We start from the raw sequence: 25,959 nt of genomic DNA, 5'->3' as shown, positions 1-25,959 counted from the left end.
AGGAAGAGCACGGAGGGAGTGGAGCGCGGCGGAGTGGATCCGCGGGCGGGCTCAGTAGCCGTAGATCATCTTGTAGGCGGCCTCCGGCAGGAACTGCCCGGCCGAGGAGCCCGCCCCGACGCCGCAGTTGCCGTCCGACTCGCCGGGGATCTTGATCCACAGCAGCATCTCGGCACCGCCCCCGCGCCGGCTGGGAGTACCGGTCCGCCGGCCGGCGGGGTTGCACCACTCGCCGTTGGAGCCGTTGCCGTTGCGGCTGGTGTCGATGACGAACGGCTTCGTGTAGCCGTAGGAGCGCAGGGCCGAGTTGACGGCGTTGCCGTAGGAGCTGTTCTGGTCGGTGGTGAAGTAGTTGGAGACGTTCAGCGCGAAGCCGTGCGCCCCGCCGACCCCGGCGGCGGCGAGCTGCTGGGCCATGGCCGCGGCGCCGATCCAGCCGGCGTTCCCGGCGTCGAGGTAGACCCAGGTGTTGGGCGCCTTGGCGTTGAACTGGGCGATCGCGTACTTGAGCATGGCGTTGCGCTCGGCGATCTGGCCGGCCGTCATACAGCTCTCGTGCCCGAGCGCGTCGGGTTCGAGGATGACGACGGCCGGGCGGCTGCCGATGCCACTGGCGAAGGAGGCGATCCAGCTCTCGTAGGCGGCGCGGCTCCCGGCGCCGCCGCCGGACTGGCCGGCGCAGATGTCCCGGTCGGGGATGTTGTACGCGACCAGGATCGGCAGCTTGTCGGCGGAGTCCGCGCGGCCCGCGTAGGAGCCGGCGGCCGCGGCGATGTCGCCGCTCCAGTTGCCGAACCAGCGGGCGGCCGGGGTGTTGGCGATGGACGTCCGGATCGCCGCGGCCCGGCCGTCGCCGGGGTTCGCCGTGGTCCACCGCAGGGCGGAGTTGTCGGGGTCGGTGTAGAAGCCGCTGGTCATGGTGGTCGGGTCGGCGGCGTACGCCGGGCCGGCGTGGAGCAGGGCGAGACCGCCGGCGAGGACTGCGGCCAGCAGGGTGGATGCGGCTCGGACGGACTTGCGCATGGTTGGTCCTCCGGTGGGGGGAAGGGGGGAAGCGCTTCCGGCTGCGGGAGTGCGCTCTCCCCGGGGCGGGGGCCGTGGAGCGGAACCGTGGACGGGCCGCGGGCGTCACCGACGCCGGTGTCCGGGCGGTTCCTGCCGGCTCGGATAAGTGATGTCGAACCAGGTGAAGTGCGCTTGGCTGGTGGAGGGGCGGCCGTTGGAGGTGGCGTAGAGGCCGAGCTGGACGCTGGTGAACAGCGGGCTGAGGAAGGTGGCTTCGACGGGGGGCAGGTCCTGCCGGGCGCCGCCGGGTGCCGCATGGCTGAAGGTGTGGTGGAAACCGCGGATGCGGACCCCCAGGCGCACGGGGCCCTCGGGGACGGGAACCCGGGCCAGCACCTCCGGCCCGTGGCGGAGGCTGAGTCCTTCCGTGGTGCGAAGGAGGAGGAGATGGGTGTCGTCGTCGAGGACCACCGCGAGGCCTGCCTCTTCGTCCGGTGCGGCGGGAGTGAAGCGCAGTTCCGTGGAGACGTCGCAGTCGGGCTGTTCCTGGGGCCGGGCCAGGAGGGACGGGGTGGTGCGCTCGCCGAGGCGTCCGGGCCGGAGCCGGAGGCGGAGCCCGTCGCCGGTGGTCCAGAACGGTGCCGGTGGGGTGCGCAGGGTGCTCCAGTCGGCGGAGAGGGTGGCGAAGTCGTCGTGGAGGGGGCGGCGCGGGCCCGTGTGGCGGACGGGGGAGAAGACCGGCCAGCCGTCGTCCCAGGTGACCCGGCTGAGGAAGGTCTCGCGGCCGACCGCGGAGCCCGGGCGGACGCCCAGCAGGACGGCCCGCCAGTCGCCGTGCGGGGTCCGGACGAGGTCGGCGTGCCCGGTGCAGGTGACCGGCCCCCCGGCGGGTGGCAGCACCGGGTTGCCCGGGGCGCCCTCGTAGGGGCCGGTCACGTGGTCGGCGCGGGCGGCCACCACGCTGTGGTCCACATCGGTGCCGCCCTCGGCGGTGAGCAGGAGATAGGCGCCGTCGATCCGGTACAGGTGCGGGGCTTCCGACCATCGGGCCCCCGGGCGGCTCCCCGACCACAGGACGTACTCGGGTCCCGTGAGCCGTCGTTCGCGGGGAAGGTACTCGCGCATCCAGATCTCTGTGCGCCCGGCGGCCTCGTCCACCACACGGGCGGCGGTGAACCAGGCATGGACGTCGCTTTCGTCCGGTCCGTCGTCGAAGAACAGCGACGGGTCGAAGCCCTCGCCGTCCAGCCACCGCGGCTGCGACCACGGCCCCGCCGGGTCCGCCGCTGTGACGACGAAGTGACCGGGACCGTCCATCAGCGTGCAGACGAGATGGAAGAGTCCGTCATGGTGCCGGATCGTCGGTGCGAACAGGCCCCGTGAGGGAGCGCAGCCGACGAGGTCGAGCTGGGACGCCCGATCGAGCGCGGATCCGATGCGCCGCCAGTTCACGAGGTCCCGGCTGTGGAAGACGGGAAGGCCCGGGAACCATTCGAAGCTGGACGTCACCAGGTAGTAGTCCGCTCCCACCCGGCAGACGGACGGGTCGGGCCGGAACCCGGGCAGTACGGGGTCACCGGAGAACCCGGTCATGGAACCGGGACGATCTCGACCGGCACGGACAGCACCCGGTCGGCGGCCGGATGGCGTACCGGCCCCCGCAGCGTGAAGGAGCCCTGGAGCGGAAGGTCGCCGCTGGACCGTCCGACGGCCACCCCGATCTCCCCGGGCTCCACTCTCCTGCGCAGGTCGAGCCCGGTGAAGGAGGTCCGGTCGGCATGGACGCAGAAGGCGACCCGGGCGGCCGCGCCCGGCGGCAGCTCGACCCGGGCGAATCCGGCGAGCCACTGCTGCGGCCGGACGACGGACGCCACCGGGTCGGAGAGGTACAACTGGACCACCTCGGTCCCGGCCACCCCGCCGACGTTGCGCACGGTGGCCGAGACGGTGACGGCCCCGTCCGTCCGGGCCTCGGGATCGACCGAGAGCTCCGAGAAGGCGAACCTGGTCCAGCTCAGCCCGTGTCCGAAGGGGAACAGCGGGGTCGGGTCCACCGAACTCCAGTCGGTGGGCCCGCCGAGCCTGGCGTGCAGGTAGGTGCCGGGCTGGCCGCCGGCCCGGCGGGGGAGGGAGACGGGCAGCCGTCCGGACGGTTCCGCCGCCCCGCTGATGATCCGGGCCAGCGCCGTCGCCCCCTCCTCTCCGGGGAAGAAGGCCTGTATGACGGCCGACGCGCGCTCGGCCGGCGGGCCCAGCGCGTAAGGCCGTCCGGAGACCACGACCAGGACGGTCGGCACGCCGGAGTCCAGGACGGCGGAGGCGAGTGCGGCCTGGTCGCCGGGCAGTTCGAGGGTTTCGGCGTCGCAGCCCTCTCCGGAGGTGCCCCGGCCGAACAGGCCGGCCCGGTCCCCGAGCACCAGTACGTTCACGTCCGGGTCATCCGCGGTGACCGTGAACCCGGCGGCGCCGAGCGCTTCGCCGAGCGTGGGGATCACCAGCCCCGGCTCGCCCGGCGCCGCGACGTGGTTGGGAAAGGCATAACAGCCGAGGAAGGACCGGGGTTCGTCGGTGTACGGCCCGTGGACCGCGACCCGGCAGGGCCGCAGCGGCAGGGTGCCGTCATTGGTGAGCAGCACGGTGGACCGTTCGGCCACGAGCCTGGCCAGTGCTCGGTTCTCCGGCGGGTCGAGGTCGACGGCCTCGGGCGCGGCGGGCTCCCAGTCCGGGTCGAGCAGGCCGAGTTCGGCCTTCTGCAGCAGGACCCGCTGTGCGGCCCGGTCGATGAGCTCCTCCGGTACGCCTCCCGACCGGACGACTCCGGTCAGCGGCTCGCCGTAGCAGCGGGCCGTGGGCAGTTCGACGTCGATTCCGGCGGTCAGCGCCAGCGCGCCGGCTGCGCCGCGTGAACCGGTGACGCCGTGCCGGCTCTCCAGGAAGGAGACGGCGTAGTAGTCGGCGACGACCACACCGGTGAAGCCGAGTTCACCCCTGAGCAGCCCGGTCAGCAGCCGTTCGTCGGCGGCCACCGGGACGCCGTCCACGTCGGTGTAGCTGTTCATCACCGACCGGGCGCCCCCCTCGCGCAGCGCCCGTACGAAAGGCTCGACCAGCACGTCGGTGAACTCGCGCGGCCCCACTGCGACGGGTGCCATGTTCCGGCCGGCCCGTGAGGCCGAGTACCCGGCGAAGTGCTTGAGCGTCGCCACGATCCCGGCGCCTTGCAGGCCCTGCACGTAGGCGGTGCCGATCGCTCCGACGAGATAGGGGTCCTCACCGATGCACTCCTCGGTCCTGCCCCACCGGTAGTCGCGGACCACGTCGAGGACCGGAGCCAGCCCCTGGTGGACACCGGCCCGCCGCATCCCCGCGCCGATCGCGGCGGCCATCCGGCGCACGAGCCCGGGGTCGAAGGACGCACCCCAGGCGAGCGGCGCGGGGAAGACCGTCGCCCCCCGCGTCATGAACCCGGTCAGGCACTCCTCGTGGGCGACCGCGGGGATCCCGAACCGGCCCGCTGCGATCACCTGCCGCTGGAGCGAGGCGAGCCGTTCCATTCCGGCCTTCGCGGTGATCGCAGCGGTGCCGTATACCCGGGTGAGCTGTCCGAGCCCGTGTACGGCGATGTCGTCGAGCCCGGGTGCGGACTCGCCGGAATCGTCCTCCGCGGGCGCGACCGGTGCCCCCGGAGCCGAGGGCTGCGCCCAGAACGCGGTGAGCTGCCCGGCCTTCTCTTCCAGTGTCATCCGTTCCAGCAGATCGGCGACGCGCACGGACACGGGCAGCAGGGGGTCGCGCCAGGGCTCGTTCAAGGAGTTCTCCTAGAGACGGGGCGGGGCGGTGGACAGGCGGACCTTGAGCTCGGTCGAGAGCTCCATCCGGGGGCTGACGAGGGGCTGGCCGTCCATCAGCTGGAAAAGCGTTCGGGCGGCGAGTCGGCCCATTTGCTCCAGCGGCTGGCGCACCGTCGTCAGCGGCGGTGACAGCCATCCGCACATCGGCAGGTCGTCGAAGCCGACCACGCTGAGGTCTCCCGGGACGCTCAGTCCGCCTTGCCGGGCCGCTTCGTAGACGCCCATCGCCTGCTGGTCGCTTCCGGCGAAGATGGCGGTCGGCGGCTCGGGGAGCGCGAGCAGTTCCCGGGCGCGGCGGAACCCGCCCTCGTGCTGGAAGTCACCGAACCGGATCATGTCGCGGCGGACCTCGATGCCGGCCCGCTCCAGCGCGGCACGGTACCCGTCGATGCGGGCCTGGCTGCAGAGCATCTCCTTGCGCCCGCCGATCGCGGCGATCCGGCGGTGTCCGAGCTCCAGCAGGTGCTCCGTGGCGGCGAGGCCGCCCGCCCAGTTGGTCGCGCCGATGCTCGGCACACCGTTGCCCGGCAGGTCGATCGGGTCGATGACGACCAGCGCCACCCCGGCCTGTTCGATCTGGGCGCGCTGGGCCCGGGTGACCGAGGCGGTGACGAGGATGACGCCGTCGCTGTGGTGCAGGACCGGCAGTGCGGCCCAGCTCGACGGCGTGGCTTCGCCCGGCGGGACGAGCGACACGACGGTGCCCACGCTGCGCTGGGCGCACTCGGCCTCGACGCCGCGCAGTATCTCCACCGCCCACGCGCTGTCCAGACCGCCGATGATCAGGTCGACCAGGCCCGACCTGCGGGCCCTGCCCTGCCGCCCGGGGTGGAGGTAGTGGTGGGCCCGCAGCAGGCCCTCGATCCGTTCGCGTGTCGAAGCCGCGACATCGGCGCGGCCGTTGAGCACCTTGGACACGGTGGCCTGGGAGACCCCTGCCTCGGCGGCGATGACGGCCAGGGTCGGACGCTGCTCGCTCAACTTCTCTCCTCCGCGCGGACGCCTCTGGCTGTCGATAGGTATCGCAAACTTTCGAGGAGTTTCCGGCCGGTGCGACCCGATTGTCAAGCAGTAAGAGGGCTTCCCTGAAAGGCAATTCAGGAAGAAGGCTTGACCGGAGGGCCTCACGTTCCTAGTTTGTGGCAGCGCGAATTCGAGAAAGTTACGAAACATTTCGAACTCGAACCGGCTTTCCTCACCCCGGAGGTCCCATGGCGAGCACACCCCCGAGTCGACGAAGCTTCCTCGCGCTCTCGGGCCTGACCGTTCTGTCCGCCTCACTCACCGCGGCCTGCGGTGACGGCGGCTCCGGTCCGGTGTCGGCGGCCGACGGCAAAGTGGCCTTCGCCTGGTGGAACATCGCCACCACGGAACCGGGCAGGTCCCTGTTCCCGCAGCTGTCCACGGCGTTCACGGCCGCCCACCCGAACATCGCGATCAAGACGACCTCGTTGGAGAACGAGGCGTTCAAGTCCAAGCTGGCAGCGGTCACTTCGTCGGGAAGGCTCCCCGACGTCTTCCAGACCTGGGGTGGCGGTGTGCTGCGGCAGCAGGTCGACGCGGGTCTGGTCGAGGACCTCACCGACGCGTTCGGCTGGGCGTCCGACCTCACCCCGGTCTCGCTGCAGGCCTATCAGTTCGAGGGCCGGACCTACGCGGTGCCCTACGACGTCGGCATGGTCGGCTTCTGGTACAACAAGAAGCTCTTCGCCAAGGCCGGCATCACCGCTCCGCCGGCCACCTGGGCCGAGTTCCTCGAAGACGTCAGGAAGCTCAAGGCGGCGGGCGTCACTCCGATCGCCCTCGCGGGCAAGGAGAAATGGCCGGGTCACTTCTACTGGGCCTACCTCGCGATGCGCGTCGGGGGACTCCCCGCCCTGGGGCAGGCCGCTGCCGCCAAGGACTTCACCGGCGCGGGTTTCGTCCGGGCGGGCAGCCACCTCAAGGAACTGGTCGACCTCCAGCCGTTCCAGCCGGGCTTCCTCGGCGCCGGCTACTCCACTCCCGGCGGCCAGGCCGCGACCATGGGCAACGGCAAGGCGGCCATGGAGCTGATGGGCCAGTGGGCACCGTCGGTCCAGAAGGACGCGGGCGCGGACCTGGGAGCGGACCTGGGCTTCTTTCCCTTCCCGACGGTCGACGGCGGCGCCGGCCGGGTCACCGAGGTGCTCGGCGGCGGCGGCGGTTTCGCGCTGCGCAAGGGCGCCCCGAAGGAGGCACTGGACTTCCTGAAGTTCTTCGTCCTGGAGAACCAGTCCAGGCTGCTGGCCTCCAACGGCTACCTGCCCGTGGTCAAGGGCGCGGAGAGCGCGCTCACCGACGCCAACCGGAGGGCGGTGGCCGACGCCCTGGCCGGGGCGACGGGGTTCCAGCTCTTCCTCGACCAGGCCTACCCGCCGGCGGTCGGCCAGGAAGTCAACGACAGCGTGGCGGACCTCATCGCGGGCCAGAAGACCCCCGAGCAGGTCACCCGGTCGATATCCGCGGCGGCGAAGGGTGCCTGACCCCGTGTCCGCCCTGCCCCGGGAGCGGTCGCGGGACGCCGCGCCGACGGGCCCGCCCGGCTCGCCCGGCCCGGCACGCCCGGGTCCGCGCGGGTTGCGGAGCTGGGCGTCGGTGGCCTGGTTCCTGGTCCCGGCCCTGGTCCTCTTCCTCGTCTTCGTCCTCGCCCCGATCGCCGTCGCCGTCTACACGGGCCTCTTCAAGTGGGGCGGGACCGGCCCCATGGACGACTTCGTCGGCTTGGGGAACTACGCCAGGCTGTTCCACGACCAGGTCTTCCTCGGCGACCTGGAGCGCGGGCTGTACCTGATCGCCCTTTCGATCACGGTGCAGTTGCCCTTCGCGCTGTTCACCGCCGTCCTCCTGAACCAGAGGCTGCGCGGGCGGGCCGTCTACCGGATGCTGTTCTTCGCTCCGTACGTCCTGTCCGAGGTGGTCACGGCGGTCCTCTTCACGATGGTCTTCCTTCCCGGTGTCGGCATGGCCGACCACCTCGCCGGAGCCTTCGGCCTGGAGGGGTTGCGGGGGAGGTGGCTCGCCGATCACTCGACGGTCATGCCGACCCTGTTCGTGGTGATGACCTGGAAGTACTTCGGCTTCCACATGATGCTCTTCCTCGCCGGCCTGCAGAGCATCCCGGGCGAGGTCCTCGAGGCCGCCTCCATCGACGGCGCCGGGCTCTGGCAGCGTTTCCGGCACGTGACGCTGCCGCTGCTCGGCCCGACGATCCGGATCAGCGCCTTCCTTTCGATCATCGGAGCCATCCAGCTCTTCGACCTCGTGTGGGTCATGACCGCGGGCGGACCCAACCACTCCTCCGAGACGATGGCGATCTCGATGTTCCAGTTCGGGTTCAAGCGCTACCAGGTCGGCTATGCCAGTGCGATCAGCGTGGTGCTGTTCATGATCAGCCTGATCTTCTCCCTCTTCTACCAGCGTTACGTGCTCCGCAGGGACCTGAGCGGCGCCGTCACCTCCGGAGGTGGCCGATGAAACCCCGCAGGACGGCACGCGCTGTGTCCCTGCACGCCGTGGTCTGGCTGATCGGCGCGTTCGTCGCCGTGCCGCTCGTCTACGCGGTGATCTCCGGGTTCAAGAGCACCGGCGAGCTGACGACCAACCCGTTCGGGGTGCCCGAGCGGTGGAAGGCCGGCAACTACACCGGCATTCTCGGCGACGGCTCGTTCTGGCGGCAGATCGCCAACAGCGCGGGCATCGCGATCGGCACGACGTGCTGCACGGTGGCGGCATCCGCAATGGCGGCGTTCGTGCTGGCCCGCTACGCCTTCCGGGGGAGGGAGCTCTTCTACACGCTGTTCACGATCGGGCTGATGTTCCCGTTCTCGGTGGCCGTTCTGCCGTTGTTCCTGCTGCTGCGGACCTTCGGCCTGCTCGACAACCCGCTCGGAGTGATCCTCCCGCAGGCGGCCTTCGGGCTCCCGACGACGATCATCATCCTGCGCGGCTTCTTCCGGACCGTTCCGCCGGAGGTCGAGGAAGCGGCCGTCATGGACGGCTGCGGCAAGTTCCGCTTCTTCTGGCGGATCCTGCTGCCGATGGCGCGTCCGGCGCTCGGCACGGTGTCCGTCCTGGCGATCGTCGCGAGCTGGAACAACTTCTTCCTGCCGCTGCTGGTGCTCGACGGCCCGACATGGCAGACGGTCCCGGTCGGAGTGCAGCAGTTCCAGGGCCAGTACTCCACCGACTACGCGCTCGTCCTCGCCTACATCGTGCTCGCCATGGTCCCCGCCCTCGCGTTCTACGCCGTCGCCGAGCGGCAGTTGATCGGCGGCCTCACCGCGGGCGCCACCAAGGGCTGACCCGTCCGCATGTGGCGTACTGGCCACCGCAAAATTGTTAGCGCTAACAATCCCATTTGCCCCCGCCCACGAAGGAGTTCTCCGATGCGGTTCCGCCATCCGTCCCCGGCTCACCTGACACGACGTCTGCTCGCCCTGCTGGCACCCTTGCTGCTCCTGGTCGCCTTCCTCGGCGCGCAGCCCGCCGGCGCGGCGCCGACCATCGATGCCGACGCCTCGTACGTGCTGGTCAACCGCAACAGCGGCAAGGCCCTGGACGTCTACAACCTGGCAACGGGCGACGGGGCCCGGATCACCCAGTGGACCAGGAACGACCAGAACCAGCAGCTGTGGCAGTTCGTCGACTCCGGCGGCGGCTACTACCGCATCAAGTCCCGTCACTCCGGCAAGGTGCTGGACGTCCAGAACCGGTCCACCGCGAACGGCGCCCCGATCGTCCAGTGGACCGATGTGAACGGGACCAACCAGCAGTGGCGGCTCGCCGAGAGCCCCGACGGCTACGTGCGGCTCATCGCGCGCCACAGCAACAAGGCCCTGGAAGTGCAGGGCGGCTCCACCGCCGACAACGCGAACGTCGTCCAGTACGACGACTGGGGCGGCACCAACCAGCAGTGGCAGCTCGTCCGGGTCGGCAGCGGCACCCCCGGCACGTGCGCTCTCCCCTCGACGTACCGCTGGACGTCGACCGGCCCGCTGGCGCAGCCCAAGCCGGGGTGGGCCTCCCTCAAGGACTTCACCGTCGCCCCCTACAACGGCCGGCAGCTCGTCTACGCGACGACGCACGGCGCGGCGGGAACCGGGGCGGGCTGGGGTTCGATGAGCTTCACGCCGTTCACCAACTGGTCGGAGATGGCCTCGGCCGCCCAGAACGGGATGTCCTCCTCCGCGGTCGCGCCCACGCTCTTCTACTTCGCCCCGAAGAACGTCTGGGTGCTCGCCTACCAGTGGGGCAGGACCGCCTTCTCCTACCGGACGTCGACCGACCCCGCCAATCCGAACGGCTGGTCGGCGGAGCAGGAGCTCTTCTCCGGAAGCATCGCGGGCCCCGGAACCGGACCCATCGACCAGACGCTCATCGGCGACGGGACGAACATGTACCTGTTCTTCGCCGGCGACAACGGCAAGATCTACCGGGCCGCCATTCCGATCGGGAACTTCCCGGGCAGTTTCGGCACGTCCTCGACCGTGGTCATGAGCGACACGACGAACGACCTGTTCGAAGCCCCTCAGGTCTACAAGCTCCAGGGCCAGAACCGGTACCTCATGATCGTCGAGGCGATCGGAGCGCAGGGCCGCTACTTCCGCTCGTTCACGGCCACCAGCCTGGACGGCTCCTGGACCCCCCAGGCCGCGACCGAGAGCAACCCCTTCGCCGGCAAGGCGAACAGCGGCGCCGGCTGGACCAACGACATCAGCCACGGTGAACTCATCCGCACCAGCGCCGACCAGACCTTCACCGTCGACCCCTGCAACCTGCAGTTCCTCTACCAGGGGCGCGACCCCAGGTCAGGCGGCGACTACGGCCTGTGGCCCTACCGGCCGGGCCTGCTGACACTGCAGCGCTGAAGCCGCCGCGGCGGGCTCGGCGAAAGGCCGAGCCCGCCGCGCCACGCCCTCGTGCGGTCGTTTCAGTGGGGCCGGGCGGGGGCTCGCGGACCCGACTTCCAGACGGGTGGCATCAGGTCGCTCTCGCTGATGGTGTAGGTCAGCAGGGGGTAGACGAAGTCGGTTTCCTTGTTCTCGCGGCGCCGTAGCCGGTAGAACTCCTGCCTCTGCTCGTCGTCGGCCGACACGAGTCGCGCGCCCTGCGGGAGGTGCGCATGTCCGTCGCGGTACCGCACGAGGGTCTTCGACGTTCGGAAGGTCACGCCCAACCAGGGGTTGTCCGTCGTCCGGGCGGTCGTGTCCAAGACGATTTTGTGCCTGAGTCGCCGATTCGAGTCGATGGAAAACGCGACGAAGCCGTGGTGGGCGAGGGGGATCTCGAACCTCTTGCCGCCGGACTCCTTTGATTCGAAGATCAGCTTCCTTGTCGGGCTCGCCTCGGGACGTTCGTAGCAGGAGAAGACGGCGATGAACGAGTCGTCGGCCAGATCGAGGGCCTGGTCGGAGTGGCTGCCCATGGTTCGGTAGGCGTCCGTGTAGCTCTCGATGAGGGCGTTGTTGAAACCGACCGGAAGCGCCGCACGTTCCTGGATCCGTTGCGCCAGCCGTTCGTGCACCGCCCGGAAACGCTGCGCCGGGCTGCCGTATTGAGTGGTCGTGCGTACGAGGGGCACCCCGCCCGCCTCGTCGACCTTGGTGAGCGTGGCGCCTCGCCGGCCCTTTCCCAGCTCTTCCATACGAGCCGACGCGGACAGCTCGGCAAAGAGGTTCTCTTCGCCCGGCAAGGCGCACGAGAGGATCTCGTCCGGGATCCTAGGCTCGGGGGGCAAGGTAGTCTCCCCTGTTCATGCTGAAGAGGAAATCGTCGCCGTAGTCGATGAAGGACGAGGTCCTGTTCTCCTCGGCGTACAGCCTGCGCAGCTCGTCCATGCCGGCCGGTGTGGGTGGTTCCAGCTCGACCGGATCCCCGGCCGCTTTGAGGAACGTGCGGCCGTTCTTGTGCACGGCTTCGGCGTTCGAACAGCGCACCACGTATCCCAGGCGGGTCGGGAGCAACGCGGCGTCCAACGTCGAGGGCCGGATTTCGTGCGTGTACAGGCGGTTGGTGGACAGCGGCATGAAGAACACGGAACCGGGGTGGAGGGTCAGGGTGAACTGCGCGGGGAGCGCGACTCCGTCACGCCCTTCGGTCGGCTCCTTGAGGCGGAAGCGGAGTCCGGTCAGCCCGCTGACACCCTTCATGCCGTGGTCGAAGGGGTCTTCGGCCAGGGGCTGCAGCTTGTCGAGCCCGTCATAGAAGGTGCAGAAGGCCATGATGCCGTTGGCGGGCATGTCCTTGGTCTTGTCGGCGTGGGCCGCGATCTTGGCCTTGGACTGCTTGCGCTCGGCCGTGGCAAGGGTGTTGTGGTAGATCTGCGCGAGCACGTGGTTGAGCGGTGCCTGATTCCGGAAGACGGCGGCGGCCTCGCGGTTCAGGGCCTCGACGATGCGCGTGTCGGTCGGGCGAAAGGTCTCCGTCGGCCCCGAGAGGTTCGTGGAGCACCGGAGCAGGCGGAAATGCAGTTCGTCACCGTTTCGCGTGACGGGCGTCAGGTAGATTCCGCTGCGATGGGCCGTTCCGGGCTTGGTGGACTCCGTGAGGGACTGGAACTCGTGCTCCGCACGGATCCGACCGAAGTGGTCGGCGCCGAGTCCGAAGAACCGGCGGTAGTAGACGCCGACGCCGTGCACGCGGAGGGGAACTCGGCCGGCATCGACCAGGGCCCAGGGCTCGTCGACGTGCTCCCGGTAACCGTGCGACAGCTCCCGGACGACGAATACCCGGTCGGCCGCCTGCAGTTGGCGGGCGTCGATCCCGGAGATGTCGCCGCACAGGTAGACGGTCTTCTGCGCGAGGTCGGGCGCACCGGAGGCAAGGTCCTCCGGCGTGATGGTGGACCCGAAGAAGTCCCTGATCAAGTCATCGTCCTGCACCATCGAAGGCGCAACCAAGAGGTTGCTCGCATCCTCGATGCAGGCTTCTGTCACGCCCGTTGCGTACATCAAACGGTACCCGTCGTTCGCAGATACTGATGGATTACCCGAAACCGCCGAACCTTGATCGTCTCATGGGGCTCCACAGCGGGCAACGGGCTCTGCCCGTCCGCATGCCGTCGCCCCGCGCCCGTACCGCCATAACCGCTGGGTTATCGATCGACGCACCAAGTCTGCGTTGATCGGGCGGTGGTGCCGGAGGAGGCTGTTTCGTGCCAGGGACGGGTCATGCCGTCATCGCTTGACACTGGCTCACCAGCCATCCTCGGTACCAGGAGTCGGACAGACGTGAGCGACAGGCTCGACATGACCGTGACGTACGCGGTGCACGGCGCACTGCGAAGGGAGTTGCGGCAACTGGCTCGGGCCATGGCCCGGCCCCGCCCCGATCCCCGGCACGTCCTGCGGGCAGCCCCCGGCTGGGGGATCTTCCGCAGCGCCCTGCACGCCCACCAGGCTGCCGAGGACGAAGCGCTGTGGCCCCCGCTGCGCCGGGCCCTGGCCGGCCGGCCCTTCGATCTGACGCGGCTGGAGGCGATCGAGGCCGAGCACGCCGCGCTCGTCTCCCTCGTCGCGGTGATCGACGGGGCGCTGGCCGACCGCGACGCCGGACTCGACCTCCTCGGCGAACTCACCGGGTCCCTGGTCACCGGCTTGGACAAGCACCTCGACCACGAGGAGGAGGCCGTCTTCCCGCTGGTCCAGACGGTCCTGAGCCAGGAGGAGTGGGACCTCTTCGGGGGCGCCCACGCCCGGCGGATCGAACCCGGCGCGGCACGGATCCTGCCCTGGCTCCTGGACGGCGCGGACGCGCGGACCGTCGCCTCCGTGCTGGCACAGCTCCTGCCGGAGCCCGCGCGGCACGCGTACGTGCACCAGTGGCGACCCGCGTACGAGGCGCTCGACCTGTGGGGCAGGGGTACCCGGGGCGCACTCACCGGCGCCCGGTGAGGAGGTCTTCAATGAAGCCGCACGTCACCGGTGTCACCGCTGCCCAGGAGGACGTGGACGCCATCGTGGCGCTGGTCGCCCGGCTCGAACACGCGCAGCAGAACGCGCTGCCCGACGCGTTCGTGGAGCTGTTCCGGCACGACGCGCTCTGCTCGGTCCCGTACGGCACCGCGCTGACCGGGATCGAAGAGATCGCCGACTACACCCGCCGGGTGCTGCCCGGCACGGTCGGACAGGCACTGACCTCGACCTTCGAGACCGAGTACATCCAGTTCATCCGCCCGGACGTCGCCGCGGTCAGGATCCGGCACCGGCCGGTCACGCGCGACGGCGAGCTGCTCGACGACCTGCTCCGCCGGCACCGGGAGGGGAGCGTCACCCGGGGCGGGTGCCGGAAGTCCACTGAGGCCGGGCGCCGTTGGGCTTCTCTTGTGGCCTCCCAACCCGGAGTCGAGCCCGGCGCCGCCGTCCACGTCCTGACGAAGACCGACGGTCGATGGCTCATCGCCGTCGCCCAGAACCCCACGGCCGTCGAAGCCGACCTGCCCGCCTCCGGCTGACGCACCGGACGGTTCCGGCCGACTTCACCACCCTGAGACACGAAAGGCCCGCCCGCATGTCACGAGAGTTCACGGTCGCGGCGGTCGACACCCGCCTGCGCGGTGTCGACTCCTTCGGCGACGGACCCCCGTTGCTCTTCCTGAACGGAGGCTTCTCCACGCGGCGGCAGTGGAACCGCGTCATCAGCCGGCTCGGCGACAGGTACCGCACCGTGAGGTTCGACGGCCGCACGAGCCGCGGACGGGGGGCCTGCGCCGAGTACTCGGTACGTGACGCGATCGACGACGTCGATCGGGTGATCGAGGCGACGGTGCTCGAGCGGCCGGTCCTGGTCGGCTGGTCCCACGGGGCGACGATCGCGGTGTGCTATGCGGCGGAGCATCCGGAGCTCGTCGGCGGTCTGGTCCTCGTCGACGGGGCCTACCCGGTCTCCCTGTTCGACGAGGCCGGCAAGGACGGAGTGCGGGAGCGGCTGCGCGGCAGCCGCCGGCTCGCACGCTGCGTGGCCCTGCTCGGCGGCGCCGCCGGAATGTCCCCGCGGCAGCGGGCGGAGGCCGTCATCGCGACGGACGAGGTCAACGGCGGCCTCGTGGCCGACTTCGCGGCCCTGCGCTGCCCGACCGTGTTCGTCGTCCGGAGCGGTCGGCGTCCCGGGGCCCCTCAGGAGCAGGCGCGCAGGATGCGGGCCGCCGCCGCGCAGGCTGCGGCGGGCAACGCCCAGGTCACCGTGTTCGCCACCGCGACCGGCCGCCCTGCGCGGCTCCTCGCCCGGGACGCCGGCATCGTGGCCGCAGCCATCGACGAGGTCGCCGCCCGGCGGTGGGCCGGTCTGCGGCCGCCGGTCGCCTGAGCACCGGCGCAGAGCGTCAGAACCGGAACGTGCCGAGTTCGCGGACCGTGTCGGCGAGGGCGCGGATCGGCTCGTTCTCGGCATCGGTCCGCCAGACCAGGGCGTAGGACAGGGTCGCCAGGTCGGGGACGGGGATCCAGCGGATGTTCGGCATGCCCCAGTGCCGGGTGACGTGGCTGGGGAAGCTGTGGATGATCTCGCCCATGCCGACCCGGTTGATCAGGTCCTCCGCGTTGGTCGTGGGTCGGCCGCGCTCGATCGTCCGGCCCCGCGGCGTGTAGAAGGGCAGGTAGCCGTCCTCCCAGTAGTCCGGGACGTCGGGTGGCATGGTGTGCCGGAAATCGGCGAACATCTCCAGCCGCACCGAGGTCCGCTGCGCGAGCTCGTGCTCGGCGGTCACGGCGAGGATCCGCGGGTCCGTCAACATGACCGGCCCCACGGTGAAGTCCGGCTCCTCCACGGGCAGCCACACGACCAGGACGTCCAGCTCGCCGTTGCGGAGCCGGCCGAAGGGATCGGTGTACACCATCTGGCGGACCTCCAGCTCCCACTGCGGATGCCGCGAGCGGAATTCCTTCCAGTAGAAGTGCAGGTCGACGAGGTTGAACGGCATCATGCCGACGCGGAGCCGGCCGGTGACGCCGCGGGCGGCGAGCCGGGCGCGTTCCAGGGAGTCGTGCAGGCCTGCGTAGACTGGCTGCAGGTCGTCGCGCAGCTGGCGGCCGACGTCGGTCAGGCGCACGGTGCGGCTGGTGCGCTCGAACAGTGCGGCGCCGATGCGCCGCTCCTGCTTCCTGATGGCCTGGCTGACCCGGGCCTGGGAGACCCGGAGCCGATCGGCGGTCCGGCCGAAGTGCAGTTCCTCGGCCAGCGTCAGAAAGATCTCAATGTCCCGCAGCTCCATCACGGCCCCCCGTGTCCCCTCCCGACGACCCCGCGGTCGTCGAGCCGCAGAAGTATATGGTGATCACCTTTTCCGGCCGCTGGGCTGTCGGGGCGTCACCTGCGCGGGATACAGGCCGTGGTCGCGCAGCGAGCCGGGCTCCGGCGGACGGGGCCGCCCGTCCGCAGGGGCGGCGGGGCTGGAGGAAGACGGGCCGGTCGGCGAAGATGGCAGCGTCCCGACCGACCGAGTGAACGAGGAGCGTTTCCGCCGATGCCCAGTGCCGGTTCCGGTTCCGCCTCTGCTTCCGCCGCCGGTCCCCGCAGGCGCAACCCGACGATCGCCGATGTCGCCCGGGCCGCATCGGTGTCGCCCACGACCGTGTCCCATGCCCTGAACGGGCTGGGCAAGGTCGACCCCCGGACCCGCGAACGCATCAAGCAGACCGCCGCCGAACTCGGATACCGGCCCAATCTGCGCGCACAGCGTCTGCGCCAGGGACAGGCCAAGGCCATCGCCCTCGCCTCCTCGATGCCCTTCGCGGTGGCCGCCGGCCCCTCCCGTCTCGGCTTCTACATGGAGATCGCCGCCGCCGCGGCCGAGCGCGCCATGATGCACGGATACGCCCTGGTCCTGGTCCCGCCCGTGCAGTCCGGATCGGCGCTGCACTCCCTCGACATCGACGGCGCGATCGTGGTCGAGCCCGGCGAGGACGACCCGGCCGTCGCGCAGCTGCGCGAGCGGGGCCTGCCGTACGTGGCGCTCGGCCGCGAGGTGTCCTCGCGACCGGACGTCCCGTACGTCGATCTGCGCGGCGGCCAGGTCACCGAACTGCTGCTGGAGCACCTGCGCGAGCAGGGCGCCCGCCGTCCGGCGCTCCTCATCGGCGCGGGCACCCGCCACTCCTCGGTCGACGCCCGCGCCGCGTACGAACGCGCCGCGGCCGAGGGGGGCTGGGCCCCCGTGGTCGCCACCGCCGCGGAGGAGGGCGGCGAGCAGGCGGGATACGACCGCTGCGCGGCCCTGCTGGCGGACCACCCGGAGATCGACGCCGTCTGCGCGCTCGTGGACGTCTTCGCGGTGGGCGCCGTCCGCGCGATCCGGGACAGCGGCCGGCGCGTCCCCGAGGACGTCATGGTGGTCACCCGGTACGACGGCCCGCGGGCCCGCACCTGTGAACCCCCGCTCACGGCGGTCGACCTCCAGCTGGACCGGGCGGCCACCGACGCCGTGGAGCTGCTCCTCGCCCGCCTGACGCGCAAGGACGGGGACGCAGCCGCCGCCGGGCCGGCCGCGGCGGCAGTGCCGCCGTCCGCGCCCCGCATCGTCGCGCGGGCCTCGTCGCTGCGCGTCACGGCGCCAGGATGAGCACCACCCCGGAGACGAGCGCGAAGCCCAGGACCAGGGGCCGCATCCGCGCGGCGTCGATGCGGTGGTGCGCCAGCCGGCTCAGCCACGCCCCGAGAGCCAGGGCCGGCAGCACCAGCACGGCCCAGCCCAGCTGCGCCGGGGTGCCGCGGCCCGTCGCGAGGAGGAGGGCGAGCGAGACCACCTCGCCGACCAGGAAGCACAGGGCGACCGTGGACCGCAGTTCCGCCGGCGGGCGGTGCTGGTAGACGAGGGCCAGCGGCGGACCTCCCACCCCGGTCGCGGTCTCGGTGAGCCCCGTGACGAGCCCCGCCCCCAGGTAGGCGGCCCGGCCGGGCACGAAGGCCGGCGCTGCCAGGCTCACCGCCGCCGCCAGTACGGTCGCCACGCCGACGACCACGCCGAGCCGCTGCCCGGGCACCGCCCAGAGCAGCAGGAGCCCGCCGGGGGTCGCCGCGATCCGGGCCGCCGTGATCCAGCCCGCGCCCCGCAGGTCGAGGGAGCGCCGCTCGCGCCAGGCCACGTAGACGTTCAGCGGGATCATCGACGCGAGGACGAAGACCGGGAGCAGGGCCGGTTCGAGCAGACCGGCCACCGGTGCGACGACCAGCGCGAATCCGAGGCCGCTGACCCCCTGGACGAACGCGGCGGCCGCCACCACCAGGGCGAGGACCGCCACCGCCTGGGCGCTCACCGTACGGCGCTCCTGGCCCGCGCCTGCGTGGAGGTGGGGTGCACGCGCGTCACCCCGGCCCGCCCGACCACCTCTGCGGCCAGCTCGGCCGCCCGCTGTACGAGTGCGCGGTCGTCCCAGCCGACGGCCCGGCCCTGCCACATGCGCAGCCTGCCGGCCACGAACACGGCGGTGATCTGGTCGCGGTTCCCGCGTCGCACCAGCTCCCAGGGCAGGTCCCAGGACGGCCGCATCTCCGGGCCGCTGACGTCGACGAGCAGGAAGTCGGCGGCCGCCCCGGGGGCGATCCGGCCGGTGAGCGCTCCGAGGCCGACGGCGTCGGCACCGCCCGCGCCCCCGCGTTCCAGCCAGGACCAGCCCGCGCCGCAGGAGGAGTCCCCGGTGGCCAGGCCGTAGGCGAGGCGCTGCGCGAACTCGGCCGCCTCCGCGAGGCGGAAGGCGTCGCCGCGGGTGCCGTCGGTGCCCAGGCCGAAGCGGATCCCGCGTTCGGCCATGGTGGTCGCCGGTGCCACGGCGTTGCCCTTCCAGGCGCTGGCGACGGGGTTGTAGCTCACCGCGGTGCCCGTGTCGGCGAGCAGGGTCAGCTCGGCCGGCGTGACCAGGGTGGCGTGCGCGGCCAGCAGCTGCGGTCCCAGGGCGCCGGCTTCCCGCAGGTACTCCAGCGGGCGCAGGCCGTGGCGGACCAGGGACCGCTCCACTGCGGCGAGGTGCTCGTTGACGTGGATCTGGACGACGGCGCCCGCTTCGGCGGCGAGCCGGGCGGTGCCCCGCAGGGTCCTCGCAGTGGCGGCGTCCGGGACGGAGACCGCCAGCGACGGGTGGACGAGCTCCGCGCCGGCGTACCGGGCGAGGTGCGCCTCGGCGGCGGCCAGGGCGGCGGCGCCGCCGGTGCCCTCGACGCCTTCGGCATCGGCGACGTCGGCGGCGTCGTTGCAGACGAGCCCCAGTACGCAGCGGATCCCGGCGTCACGGGTGGCCGTGGCCACGACGTCGAGGTCCACCGAGGCCCGGGTGCCGGCGTCCGCGACGGTGGTGAACCCGCCCCGCAGCGATTCGAGCGCCGCCAACTTCGCGGCCACGTAAGCCGATTCCTCGTCCAGCGCCCCCTCCAGGGGGACCCAGACGCGGCGGAAGATCTCGGAGGGCTCTCCGAAGGCCAAGGCCGAGCCGAAGCTCTGCGTCAGGTGGTGGTGCGCGTCGACGAACCCCGGCATCAGCACGTGTCCGGGCAGCCGGACCGGGGTCAGGCGGGGGTGCTCGCGCACCAGCCGGGCGGCCGGCCCGACGGCCCGGAAGGCGCCGTCGGCGACCACCGCCGCGTACCCCTCCATCGGCCCCTCGGGGGTCATCACCACGGCGGGGGCGAGGAGTTGAACCTCGGCGGCCAGGTGGTCGGGGCCCAGCGGCCCGTGCACGGTCGGGCTCTGCGCGGTGGCGTGGTCAGCTGTCATCGGGTGGGTCATCTCGTCCTTCGCGTACGGGGTCATCCGTGGGGCAGGGGGCGGGGACCGCCCGCGTCGACGGGGCCGGTGGCCGGACGTGCGGCCCGGATGCGGCCCAGCCGGGGCCGTACGTGGTGGAACAGGACGTTGAGGACGGCGGCGGTGAACGCGCCGACGGCGACGCCGCTTTCGAGCAGGATCCGTGCACCGGTCGGCAGGCCCGCGTACACACCGGGGACGAGGATCGGCAGCAGGCCCAGCGCGAGGGCGACCGCGCAGACGAAGGCGTGGGAGTGCCGGTCGAGTTCGGCCCGGCCCAGCATCTGGACGCCGAGCACCGTGATCACTGCGAAGACCACCATGGCGGTACCGCCGACGACGGCGGACGGGATGACGCTGATGGCACGGATGACGGGGGCGAGGAAGCCGATGGCGACGAGCACGACGCCGGCGGCCGCGGTCACGAACCGGCTGCGCACACCGGTGACCCGGACGATGCCGATGTTCTCGCCGCTGGTCACCATCAGCGGCAGCCCGAGGAAGCCGGCGAGGAGGGAGACGAGGGCGTCGCCGCGGATGGTCCGCGGCACGTGGGTGCGCTGGTCGATCTCCTTGCCGACGGTCTCGGCGTTGATCACGGTCTGCCCGGTGGCCTCCGCCATGGAGGCCAGTCCGTACAGCATCAGGGGCAGCGCGGCGAGGAGGTGGAACTCGGGCGTGCCGAAGGGCATCAGCTGCGGGGCGCTCAGGAGCCCGCCCTCGGCGACGCCGCCGAAGTCGATCCGTCCGAGGGCGAAGGCCAGCACGCTGCCGGCGATCAGGCCCAGCATCACGGCGAGTTGCCGCAGGATGCCGCTGGACAGCCAGTAGAGGGCGACGGTGAAGCCGATCGTCGCCAGGCCGAGCGCCAGGTTGGTCGGGTCGGCGAAGCCGGGCTGTCCGGGACGTCCGGTGACGAGCAGGGCGCCGACCTTCACCAGGTTGACCCCGACGATGACGATCATCGTGCCGATGACCAGGGTGGGGAAGAACCGCAACAGGCGGGAGAAGACCGGCAGGACGACGAAGTAGAAGGCCGCGCTGATGATCACCGCCCCGGTGGCGGTGCGCACGCCGTGCTCTTCGGCTATGGCCAGGAAGAGGATCAGCGGGGCCCCGCCGGGCAGCATGACGAACGGCAGCCGGGGCCCGAACTTCCACGGGCCCAGTGACTGGATCAGCGAACCGACCCCGGAGAGCACGAAGGCCGCCGAGAGCAGGTTCACGGTGAGTCCGGGACCGAGGTGGAGGGTCGCGCTCATCAGGAAGATCGCCGAGACGGGGGTCGCCGCCATGACGAGGACGTGCTGGACACCGAACAGCAGGATCCGGCTCAGTGGGCGGGATTGGTCCACGGGGTGGGGGAGAGTGCTGGGACTGGACACGTTCGAGCTCCGTTCGGCTCGCTCCGGCTTCGGCCCGCGATCCGGCTCCGGAGCAGGAGCCGAATCGTTGGGGCCAAATCGATTTGGCCGTCAGTATGTGAGGGCTTTTGAAGGCCCGTCAAGGGTTGTGGAGGCGCTGCTTCCATCGGCCGCGGCACCCGCAACGTCCCGGCGTCCCCGCCCCTTTGAGGCCCGAGGGACGCCGGGACGCGGCCGCCGTCTATCCCGCCGTGCGCAGGCGGGTGGCGGCCGCCTCGGCCTCCTGTACGACGCGGTCCGTGTCGATGTCGACCAGCCGGCCGCCGAGTTTCAGCGGCCGCCCGTCCACGAACACGGCGTCGACGTTCTCGGGACGTCCGTTGAAGACGATCTGACCGACCCAGTCGAAGCGCGGTGCGAAGTTCAGGGCGGCCGGGTCGACCACCACGACGTCGGCCCGCTTGCCGGGGGTCAACGAGCCCACCTGGTCCGCGAGGCCGAGGACCTCGGCGCCGCCCAGGGTGGCCATCCGCAGGACGTCGTGCACCTGCGGGAAGACCCCCGCCTCGGTCGTGCGGGCGCGTTGCAGGCCGACGGCCGCCTTCATCAGAGCGTGGAAGTCCGAGCTGTCGTTGGTTCCGCCGTCCAGGCCGAGCCCGACCTTGACGCCCCTGCGCCCGAGGTCGGACAGCCGCATGATGCCGGAGGCCAGCCGCATGTTGCTGAGCGGGCAGTGGGCCACGCGCACGTCGTGCTCGGCGACGGCGGCGATCTCCGCGTCCGTCAGGTGGACCGCATGGTTGATCAGGAGCCGCGGACCCAGCGCGCCGATGTCGGTGAGGACCCCGAGGGGGTCGTCGGCGCGCTGCTCGGGCCGTTCCAGCACATGGGAGTTGAGCATGACCCCCAGTTCCCGGGCGGTCTCCCAGTGGGCGCGGTTGTGGGCCTCGGCGGCCCGCGCCGCGTGCGTGGCGATCTGGAAGGAGCCGAGCGGCACCGGGTCGACGAGCTCCCGCTTCACCTTCGCGGCGAGCGCCGCGTCGGGCGTCGGCGGGAACAGGGCGTACGTGAACCGGATCCCGGTGTCGGTCAGGGCCCGTACGTAGCTCTCGATGAGGTCGTACGAGAAGATGTCCACCCAGTCCACCAACGTGGTCACGCCCGACTGGACGGCGTCGAGGGCGGCGAGCCGCACGAAGCTGTGTACGGCCGCGGGGGTCAGAAGGCCGCGCTGCGGGTCGGTACACCCCCGGAACCAGCCGAATAAGTCCCGGTCGGTACACCCGCCGCGGATCACCGCCTGCCAGAGGTGGTTGTGCGTGTCGACGAACCCCGGCATCACCAGCTTGCCCGAGGCCTCCACCACCCAGGCGCCGGGTGGTGTCGGCAGTGCTCTGCCGACGGCGGCGACGGCGCCGCCCCGCATCAGGACGTCGGCGTCCTCGAGGGCGCCGAGGGGACCGCGGCCGAGGGCCGGGTCCATGGTGAGCACCAGGGAGGCGCTGCGGAGCAGGACCGTCCGGCTGCCCGGAACGGGCGGGCGGGAGGGGTGGTCGCGGTGTGCGGTGCGGGGGGTGGCGCCGAGGAGGAGCGGGGCGGCGGCGGCCAGGCCGAGCCCGGTGAGCAGATCGCGGCGGCTGGGTGCCGGTGCCGGGGTCGGCGGCGGAGTGGGGACCGACTGCATGGCGTGTTACCTCCCGAGGGCTCAGAACGGAAGGCCCGCCCGGGCGGGACGCAGGGTACGGAGCGTCGAGCGGAGGGCGGGAGACTACAACGCAGCATTCCCGGTGAACGCCCCTCCGATAGGCGCCAGCGGAAAAGTTTTTCCGCTCACCGACTGCTCCGTCGGCTGTCGGACGGTCGCCGGACCGCGCCGGCGGCTCCCCGCGCCGGCGCCTCCCCCGCCGGCGCCTCCCCGCGGTTCCGACTCGCCCGGACGGTCCCCGGCGCGACAGCATGGAGGGAGCGGAACGGTCGGCGGGATGTCCTCGGGAGGAGGCGATGCGGACGGTGACCAGTCATCGCTTTGCGTTCTGCGGTGCTGAGCTCGCCGCTGTCTACGTGGTCGCCGACCAGGGCAGGGAGCTCCATCTGGCGGAGCTGACCGGAAACCGCGGCGTCCTCTACGGGCTGCCCGCGATCCTCGCCGTGGCCGGCCATTCACCCGCCGCCAACGCCTACCGCTCCGGCCGCCCGCTCTGGCTCACCCCCAAGGAACTCGCCACGTTCGTCGAGGACGATCCCCACCACTTCCCCACCCGGATCCGGGACGGTGGCCCCGACCCGCCGGCCAGGGTCTCGCTGGGCGCACTGCCCCTGGGCCACGGCGACCCGGAGCTCGGGTGCCTGATCGTCGCCGGGAAGGTCGGCGACGGCGGCTTCGGCGCAGACGACCGCATCCTCCTGGAGCTCTACGCCGACCAGGTGGCCGCCGGACTCGAATCGGTCGCCGCCCGCTTCGCCGGACGCCAGGCCCCGCAGGCGCATCTGGGGCAGTCCCTGGTACCCGACCAGGGCGGCGCGTTCATCCTGGAACTCGGCACGGGCCGCATGGAGGCCCACGCGCACGTCCTGGAACTGCTCGGTCTGCCTCCCGAGGAGTTCGACGGGCAGGTGGAGACCCTCCTCGCCTGCGCCGTCCCCGACGACATGCCCGCACTGATGGCGATCGTGGAGCCGGACCCGCTGGCCGCCGACGGACAGCAGCTGGCGTTCCGCATCCGCCGCCCGAACGGCGAGCTGCGCTGGCTGGGGCTGCGCTGCCGCGTGGAGGTGGACTCCGACGGCACGCCGCAGCGCGTCCTGGGCGTGGTGGCCGACGCCACCTACCTGCGCCCCAGCGCCGACGAGGTCTCCCTCGTGCAACGGCTGTCGGCCACCTTGGCGGGAGCGGCGACCGTCCGAGAGGTCAGCAGGATCGCGGTCGCCGCCCTGCGCGATCCGCTCGGTGCCTCCCACGTCGCGGTCGGCGAACTGGAACCCGATCGGCTCATCGCCACCGCCCTCGACCCTGCGGAGCCCGACGCCTGGCCCGAGGCCTGGCGCTCGGAATGGCGCTCCGAGTGGCCCGACGTGCCGCTCGGCGACCTGCCCACCCTGCAGAGCGCGCTGCGCGGCGGGCACATGAGCCTGTGGCCGCCGGGCGCCGCGCTCGAGCGGGGCCTGCAGGGCGTGGGGCCCGGTGGTCTCGCGGTGCTGCCGCTGCCCGCCGAAGGCCGCATGGTCGGGGTGTGCCTGGTGGGGTGGGACGCGGAGCACCGGTTCGCACCGGAGGAGCGGTCGCTGCTGACCGCGGCCGCGGGGCTGGTGGGGCAGGCGCTGGTGCGCGCCCACGCGCTGGACGCGGGCCACGAACTCGCCACGATGCTCCAGCGCAGCCTGCTGCCCCGCAAGCTCCCGGAGCTGCCGGGCGGGGTCGCCGTCGCCCGCTACCTCCCCGCGACGGCGGGACTCGAGGTCGGCGGTGACTGGTACGACGTCATTCCGCTCGCCGACGGTCATGTGGCGTTCGTCATCGGGGACGTACAGGGGCACAGCGCGGGAGCCGCCACCATCATGGGCCAGATGCGTACGGCGGTCAGGGCCTACGCGGTGGAGGGCCACCCGCCCGACGTGGTGGTCGCGCGGGCCAACCGGCTGCTCGTCGGCATGGAGACCGATCTGTTCGCCACCTGCGGGTACGTGGACCTGGACATGGAGGAGGGCATCGCCAGGTGCGTACGGGCCGGCCATCTGCCGCCGGTACTGCGCCATCCCGACGGCTTCACCGAGGAGATGGCGGTCGAGGGCGGCCCTCCGCTGGGAGTGCTCGCGGAGTCCGAATTCCCCATGACGGAGGTGGGGCTGGCCCCCGGCACGCTGCTCGTCCTGCTGACGGACGGGATGGTCGAGTCCTCCAGGCTGCCCCTGGACGAGGGCATGCGGCGGGTGTGCGAGGTGCTGGCCGCGGCCGACCCGGTCGATACCGGAGGGGTCGCGGACGAGTTGGTCGTCGCCGTGGGTCGCCGCGACGACGACGTGGCGCTGCTGGTGCTGCGCTACGACGGCACACGGGGCCGGCCGCAGCGGAGCCACTGGACGGTGTGGCGGCTGCCCAACGCGGTCATGCACGCGCGCAGGTTCACCGCACGCACCCTGCGGTCCTGGGGAGTGGTCGAGGAGCTCGACACCGCGCTGCTGGTCGTGTCCGAGCTGGTCACCAACGCCCTCGCGTACACGCAGGGCGAGGTGGGGATGGATCTGACCCTGTCGGCGGACCGGCTGCGGATCGCGGTGAACGACGCCTCGCCGCGCAGCCCCGTCAAGCCGGTGGAGGTGAGCTGGGAGTCGACCGGCGGTCGGGGGCTGCTCATCGTCCAGGCGACGACGACGGCCTGGGGCTCGGTGCCGCTCAGCGGCGGCAAGCAGGTGTGGGCCGAGATCCCCTGGCGCGGCGCGGACGGCTGACGCAGGATCGGGACGTGGTCGTCACGTCACGGGGATGGACCCCGTGGCCGGAAAGTGGCTGAGTGGGAGCAGCCCATCATGTGACGACAGGGGGTTCGCGCCATGAGTGACGGCAGAGGTGTCCCGGGCACCGACGGAGGCTTCACCGACCCGACTCCGGGCCGGGACGATTCCCGGGCGATCGGTCCGAAGCAGGATGACCCCCGGGCGATCGGTCCGAAGCAAGACGATCCTCGGGCGATCGGTCCGAAGCAGGATGACCCGCGGGCGATCGGTCCGAAGCAGGATGACCCGCGGGCGATCGGTCCGAAGCAGGACGATCCTCGGGCGATCGGTCCGAAGCAGGATGACCCGCGGGCGATCGGTCCGAAGCAGGATGACCCGCGGGCGATCGGTCCGAAGCAGGATGACCCTCGGGCGATCGGTCCGAAGCAGGATGACCCTCGGGCGATCGGTCCGAAGCAGGATGACCCTCGGGCGATCGGTCCGAAGCAGGATGACCCTCGGGCGAAACGACCGAAGCAGGATGACCCACGGGCGAACG

20 protein-coding genes and 1 pseudogene are annotated in these 25,959 nt (G+C 71.7%); 10 read left to right on the top strand and 11 right to left on the bottom strand.

Features of this window, described 5'->3' with window-relative positions:
• Window positions 1–51: 51 nt before the first annotated feature.
• The 4 genes from ABZ924_RS18980 to ABZ924_RS18965 form a co-directional block, all read right to left on the bottom strand.
• The gene (locus tag ABZ924_RS18980; protein WP_361910642.1) at window positions 52–1,023 is read right to left on the bottom strand and encodes a glycoside hydrolase family 6 protein; all 972 of its coding nucleotides are present in this window, start codon (window positions 1,021–1,023) and stop codon (window positions 52–54) included.
• 105 nt (window positions 1,024–1,128) lie between these two features.
• Window positions 1,129–2,598: a family 43 glycosylhydrolase gene (locus ABZ924_RS18975; protein ID WP_361910640.1), complete on the bottom strand. Its 1,470-nt coding sequence runs from the start codon at window positions 2,596–2,598 to the stop codon at window positions 1,129–1,131.
• Entirely contained in the window at window positions 2,595–4,814 is a 2,220-nt protein-coding gene (locus ABZ924_RS18970; RefSeq protein WP_361910638.1) for a glycoside hydrolase family 3 N-terminal domain-containing protein, read from the bottom strand. Before ABZ924_RS18970 ends, ABZ924_RS18975 begins: the two co-directional genes overlap by 4 nt.
• A gap of 9 nt (window positions 4,815–4,823) precedes the next feature.
• Entirely contained in the window at window positions 4,824–5,837 is a 1,014-nt protein-coding gene (locus ABZ924_RS18965) for a LacI family DNA-binding transcriptional regulator (protein WP_361910635.1), read from the bottom strand.
• Between the two features lie 230 nt (window positions 5,838–6,067).
• Between ABZ924_RS18965 and ABZ924_RS18960 the strand changes: the two genes are divergently transcribed.
• The 4 genes from ABZ924_RS18960 to ABZ924_RS18945 all read left to right on the top strand — a co-directional run bounded on the left by ABZ924_RS18960 (window position 6,068) and on the right by ABZ924_RS18945 (window position 10,744).
• Entirely contained in the window at window positions 6,068–7,360 is a 1,293-nt protein-coding gene (locus ABZ924_RS18960; RefSeq protein ID WP_361910632.1) for an extracellular solute-binding protein, read from the top strand.
• Window positions 7,361–7,454: 94 nt separating this feature from the next.
• The gene (locus ABZ924_RS18955; protein ID WP_361910750.1) at window positions 7,455–8,351 is read left to right on the top strand and encodes a sugar ABC transporter permease; all 897 of its coding nucleotides are present in this window, start codon (window positions 7,455–7,457) and stop codon (window positions 8,349–8,351) included.
• Complete coding sequence (locus ABZ924_RS18950; RefSeq protein WP_361910629.1) at window positions 8,348–9,178, top strand: carbohydrate ABC transporter permease; 831 nt, start codon at window positions 8,348–8,350, stop codon at window positions 9,176–9,178. Before ABZ924_RS18955 ends, ABZ924_RS18950 begins: the two co-directional genes overlap by 4 nt.
• Window positions 9,179–9,262: 84 nt before the next feature.
• Window positions 9,263–10,744, top strand: a complete 1,482-nt coding sequence (locus ABZ924_RS18945; RefSeq protein WP_361910626.1) for a non-reducing end alpha-L-arabinofuranosidase family hydrolase — start codon at window positions 9,263–9,265, stop codon at window positions 10,742–10,744.
• Between the two features lie 62 nt (window positions 10,745–10,806).
• Here the strand turns inward: ABZ924_RS18945 and ABZ924_RS18940 are convergent, their stop codons facing one another.
• Complete coding sequence (locus ABZ924_RS18940) at window positions 10,807–11,613, bottom strand: hypothetical protein (RefSeq protein WP_361910624.1); 807 nt, start codon at window positions 11,611–11,613, stop codon at window positions 10,807–10,809.
• Window positions 11,597–12,826: a hypothetical protein gene (locus ABZ924_RS18935; protein WP_361910621.1), complete on the bottom strand. Its 1,230-nt coding sequence runs from the start codon at window positions 12,824–12,826 to the stop codon at window positions 11,597–11,599. The genes ABZ924_RS18940 and ABZ924_RS18935 overlap by 17 nt, the downstream gene beginning before the upstream one ends.
• 279 nt (window positions 12,827–13,105) lie before the next feature.
• Here ABZ924_RS18935 and ABZ924_RS18930 point away from each other — a divergent pair, with 279 nt between their 5' ends.
• From ABZ924_RS18930 to ABZ924_RS18920, 3 genes are read left to right on the top strand one after another with little or no spacing between them, the layout of a single operon-like run.
• The gene (locus ABZ924_RS18930; protein WP_361910619.1) at window positions 13,106–13,768 is read left to right on the top strand and encodes a hemerythrin domain-containing protein; all 663 of its coding nucleotides are present in this window, start codon (window positions 13,106–13,108) and stop codon (window positions 13,766–13,768) included.
• A gap of 11 nt (window positions 13,769–13,779) precedes the next feature.
• Window positions 13,780–14,328: an SgcJ/EcaC family oxidoreductase gene (locus ABZ924_RS18925; RefSeq protein ID WP_361910616.1), complete on the top strand. Its 549-nt coding sequence runs from the start codon at window positions 13,780–13,782 to the stop codon at window positions 14,326–14,328.
• A gap of 56 nt (window positions 14,329–14,384) precedes the next feature.
• Window positions 14,385–15,179 carry an alpha/beta fold hydrolase gene (locus ABZ924_RS18920; RefSeq protein ID WP_361910614.1) on the top strand — a complete coding sequence of 265 codons (795 nt, stop codon included), beginning with the start codon at window positions 14,385–14,387 and terminating at the stop codon, window positions 15,177–15,179.
• 16 nt (window positions 15,180–15,195) lie between these two features.
• Here ABZ924_RS18920 and ABZ924_RS18915 read toward each other — a convergent pair whose 3' ends face one another.
• A complete protein-coding gene (locus ABZ924_RS18915; protein WP_361910611.1) occupies window positions 15,196–16,083 on the bottom strand; it encodes a LysR family transcriptional regulator in 888 nt (295 codons plus the stop codon).
• Between the two features lie 252 nt (window positions 16,084–16,335).
• Here ABZ924_RS18915 and ABZ924_RS18910 point away from each other — a divergent pair, with 252 nt between their 5' ends.
• Complete coding sequence (locus ABZ924_RS18910; RefSeq protein ID WP_361910608.1) at window positions 16,336–17,430, top strand: LacI family DNA-binding transcriptional regulator; 1,095 nt, start codon at window positions 16,336–16,338, stop codon at window positions 17,428–17,430.
• On the opposite strand, the gene ABZ924_RS18905 is transcribed toward ABZ924_RS18910, so the two are convergent.
• The 4 genes from ABZ924_RS18905 to ABZ924_RS18890 form a co-directional block, all read right to left on the bottom strand.
• Window positions 17,414–18,124, bottom strand: coding sequence for a sulfite exporter TauE/SafE family protein (locus tag ABZ924_RS18905; protein WP_361910605.1), 711 nt, complete (start codon window positions 18,122–18,124; stop codon window positions 17,414–17,416). The two genes, ABZ924_RS18910 and ABZ924_RS18905, sit on opposite strands and share 17 nt — an antisense overlap.
• On the bottom strand, window positions 18,121–19,575 hold the full coding sequence (locus ABZ924_RS18900) for an amidohydrolase family protein (RefSeq protein ID WP_361910602.1): 1,455 nt from the start codon (window positions 19,573–19,575) through the stop codon (window positions 18,121–18,123). Before ABZ924_RS18900 ends, ABZ924_RS18905 begins: the two co-directional genes overlap by 4 nt.
• 32 nt (window positions 19,576–19,607) lie before the next feature.
• Window positions 19,608–20,960 carry a uracil-xanthine permease family protein gene (locus tag ABZ924_RS18895; RefSeq protein ID WP_361910600.1) on the bottom strand — a complete coding sequence of 451 codons (1,353 nt, stop codon included), beginning with the start codon at window positions 20,958–20,960 and terminating at the stop codon, window positions 19,608–19,610.
• 250 nt (window positions 20,961–21,210) lie between these two features.
• Window positions 21,211–22,653, bottom strand: a complete 1,443-nt coding sequence (locus tag ABZ924_RS18890) for an amidohydrolase family protein (RefSeq protein ID WP_361910597.1) — start codon at window positions 22,651–22,653, stop codon at window positions 21,211–21,213.
• A 317-nt stretch (window positions 22,654–22,970) separates the two neighbouring features.
• On the opposite strand from ABZ924_RS18890, the gene ABZ924_RS18885 reads away from it, so the two are divergent.
• The gene (locus ABZ924_RS18885; protein WP_361910594.1) at window positions 22,971–25,415 is read left to right on the top strand and encodes a SpoIIE family protein phosphatase; all 2,445 of its coding nucleotides are present in this window, start codon (window positions 22,971–22,973) and stop codon (window positions 25,413–25,415) included.
• A 102-nt stretch (window positions 25,416–25,517) separates the two neighbouring features.
• Window positions 25,518–25,959: pseudogene (locus ABZ924_RS18880) on the top strand (hypothetical protein); the annotation flags it as partial.

Source organism: Streptomyces sp. NPDC046876, from assembly GCF_040645035.1.
Taxonomy (GTDB): Bacteria; Actinomycetota; Actinomycetes; order Streptomycetales; family Streptomycetaceae; genus Streptomyces.
This window is presented reverse-complemented; position numbering and strand designations above follow the sequence as displayed.

Coding starts and splice junctions, on each gene's coding strand:
- ABZ924_RS18975 (WP_361910640.1), bottom strand. CDS start 2,598: ATGACCGGGTTCTCCGGTGACCCCGTACTGCCCGGGTTCCGGCCCGAC.
- ABZ924_RS18890 (WP_361910597.1), bottom strand. CDS start 22,653: ATGCAGTCGGTCCCCACTCCGCCGCCGACCCCGGCACCGGCACCCAGC.
- ABZ924_RS18920 (WP_361910614.1), top strand. CDS start 14,385: ATGTCACGAGAGTTCACGGTCGCGGCGGTCGACACCCGCCTGCGCGGT.
- ABZ924_RS18910 (WP_361910608.1), top strand. CDS start 16,336: ATGCCCAGTGCCGGTTCCGGTTCCGCCTCTGCTTCCGCCGCCGGTCCC.
- ABZ924_RS18900 (WP_361910602.1), bottom strand. CDS start 19,575: ATGACAGCTGACCACGCCACCGCGCAGAGCCCGACCGTGCACGGGCCG.
- ABZ924_RS18915 (WP_361910611.1), bottom strand. CDS start 16,083: ATGGAGCTGCGGGACATTGAGATCTTTCTGACGCTGGCCGAGGAACTG.
- ABZ924_RS18950 (WP_361910629.1), top strand. CDS start 8,348: ATGAAACCCCGCAGGACGGCACGCGCTGTGTCCCTGCACGCCGTGGTC.
- ABZ924_RS18885 (WP_361910594.1), top strand. CDS start 22,971: ATGCGGACGGTGACCAGTCATCGCTTTGCGTTCTGCGGTGCTGAGCTC.
- ABZ924_RS18935 (WP_361910621.1), bottom strand. CDS start 12,826: ATGTACGCAACGGGCGTGACAGAAGCCTGCATCGAGGATGCGAGCAAC.
- ABZ924_RS18925 (WP_361910616.1), top strand. CDS start 13,780: ATGAAGCCGCACGTCACCGGTGTCACCGCTGCCCAGGAGGACGTGGAC.
- ABZ924_RS18980 (WP_361910642.1), bottom strand. CDS start 1,023: ATGCGCAAGTCCGTCCGAGCCGCATCCACCCTGCTGGCCGCAGTCCTC.
- ABZ924_RS18960 (WP_361910632.1), top strand. CDS start 6,068: ATGGCGAGCACACCCCCGAGTCGACGAAGCTTCCTCGCGCTCTCGGGC.
- ABZ924_RS18945 (WP_361910626.1), top strand. CDS start 9,263: ATGCGGTTCCGCCATCCGTCCCCGGCTCACCTGACACGACGTCTGCTC.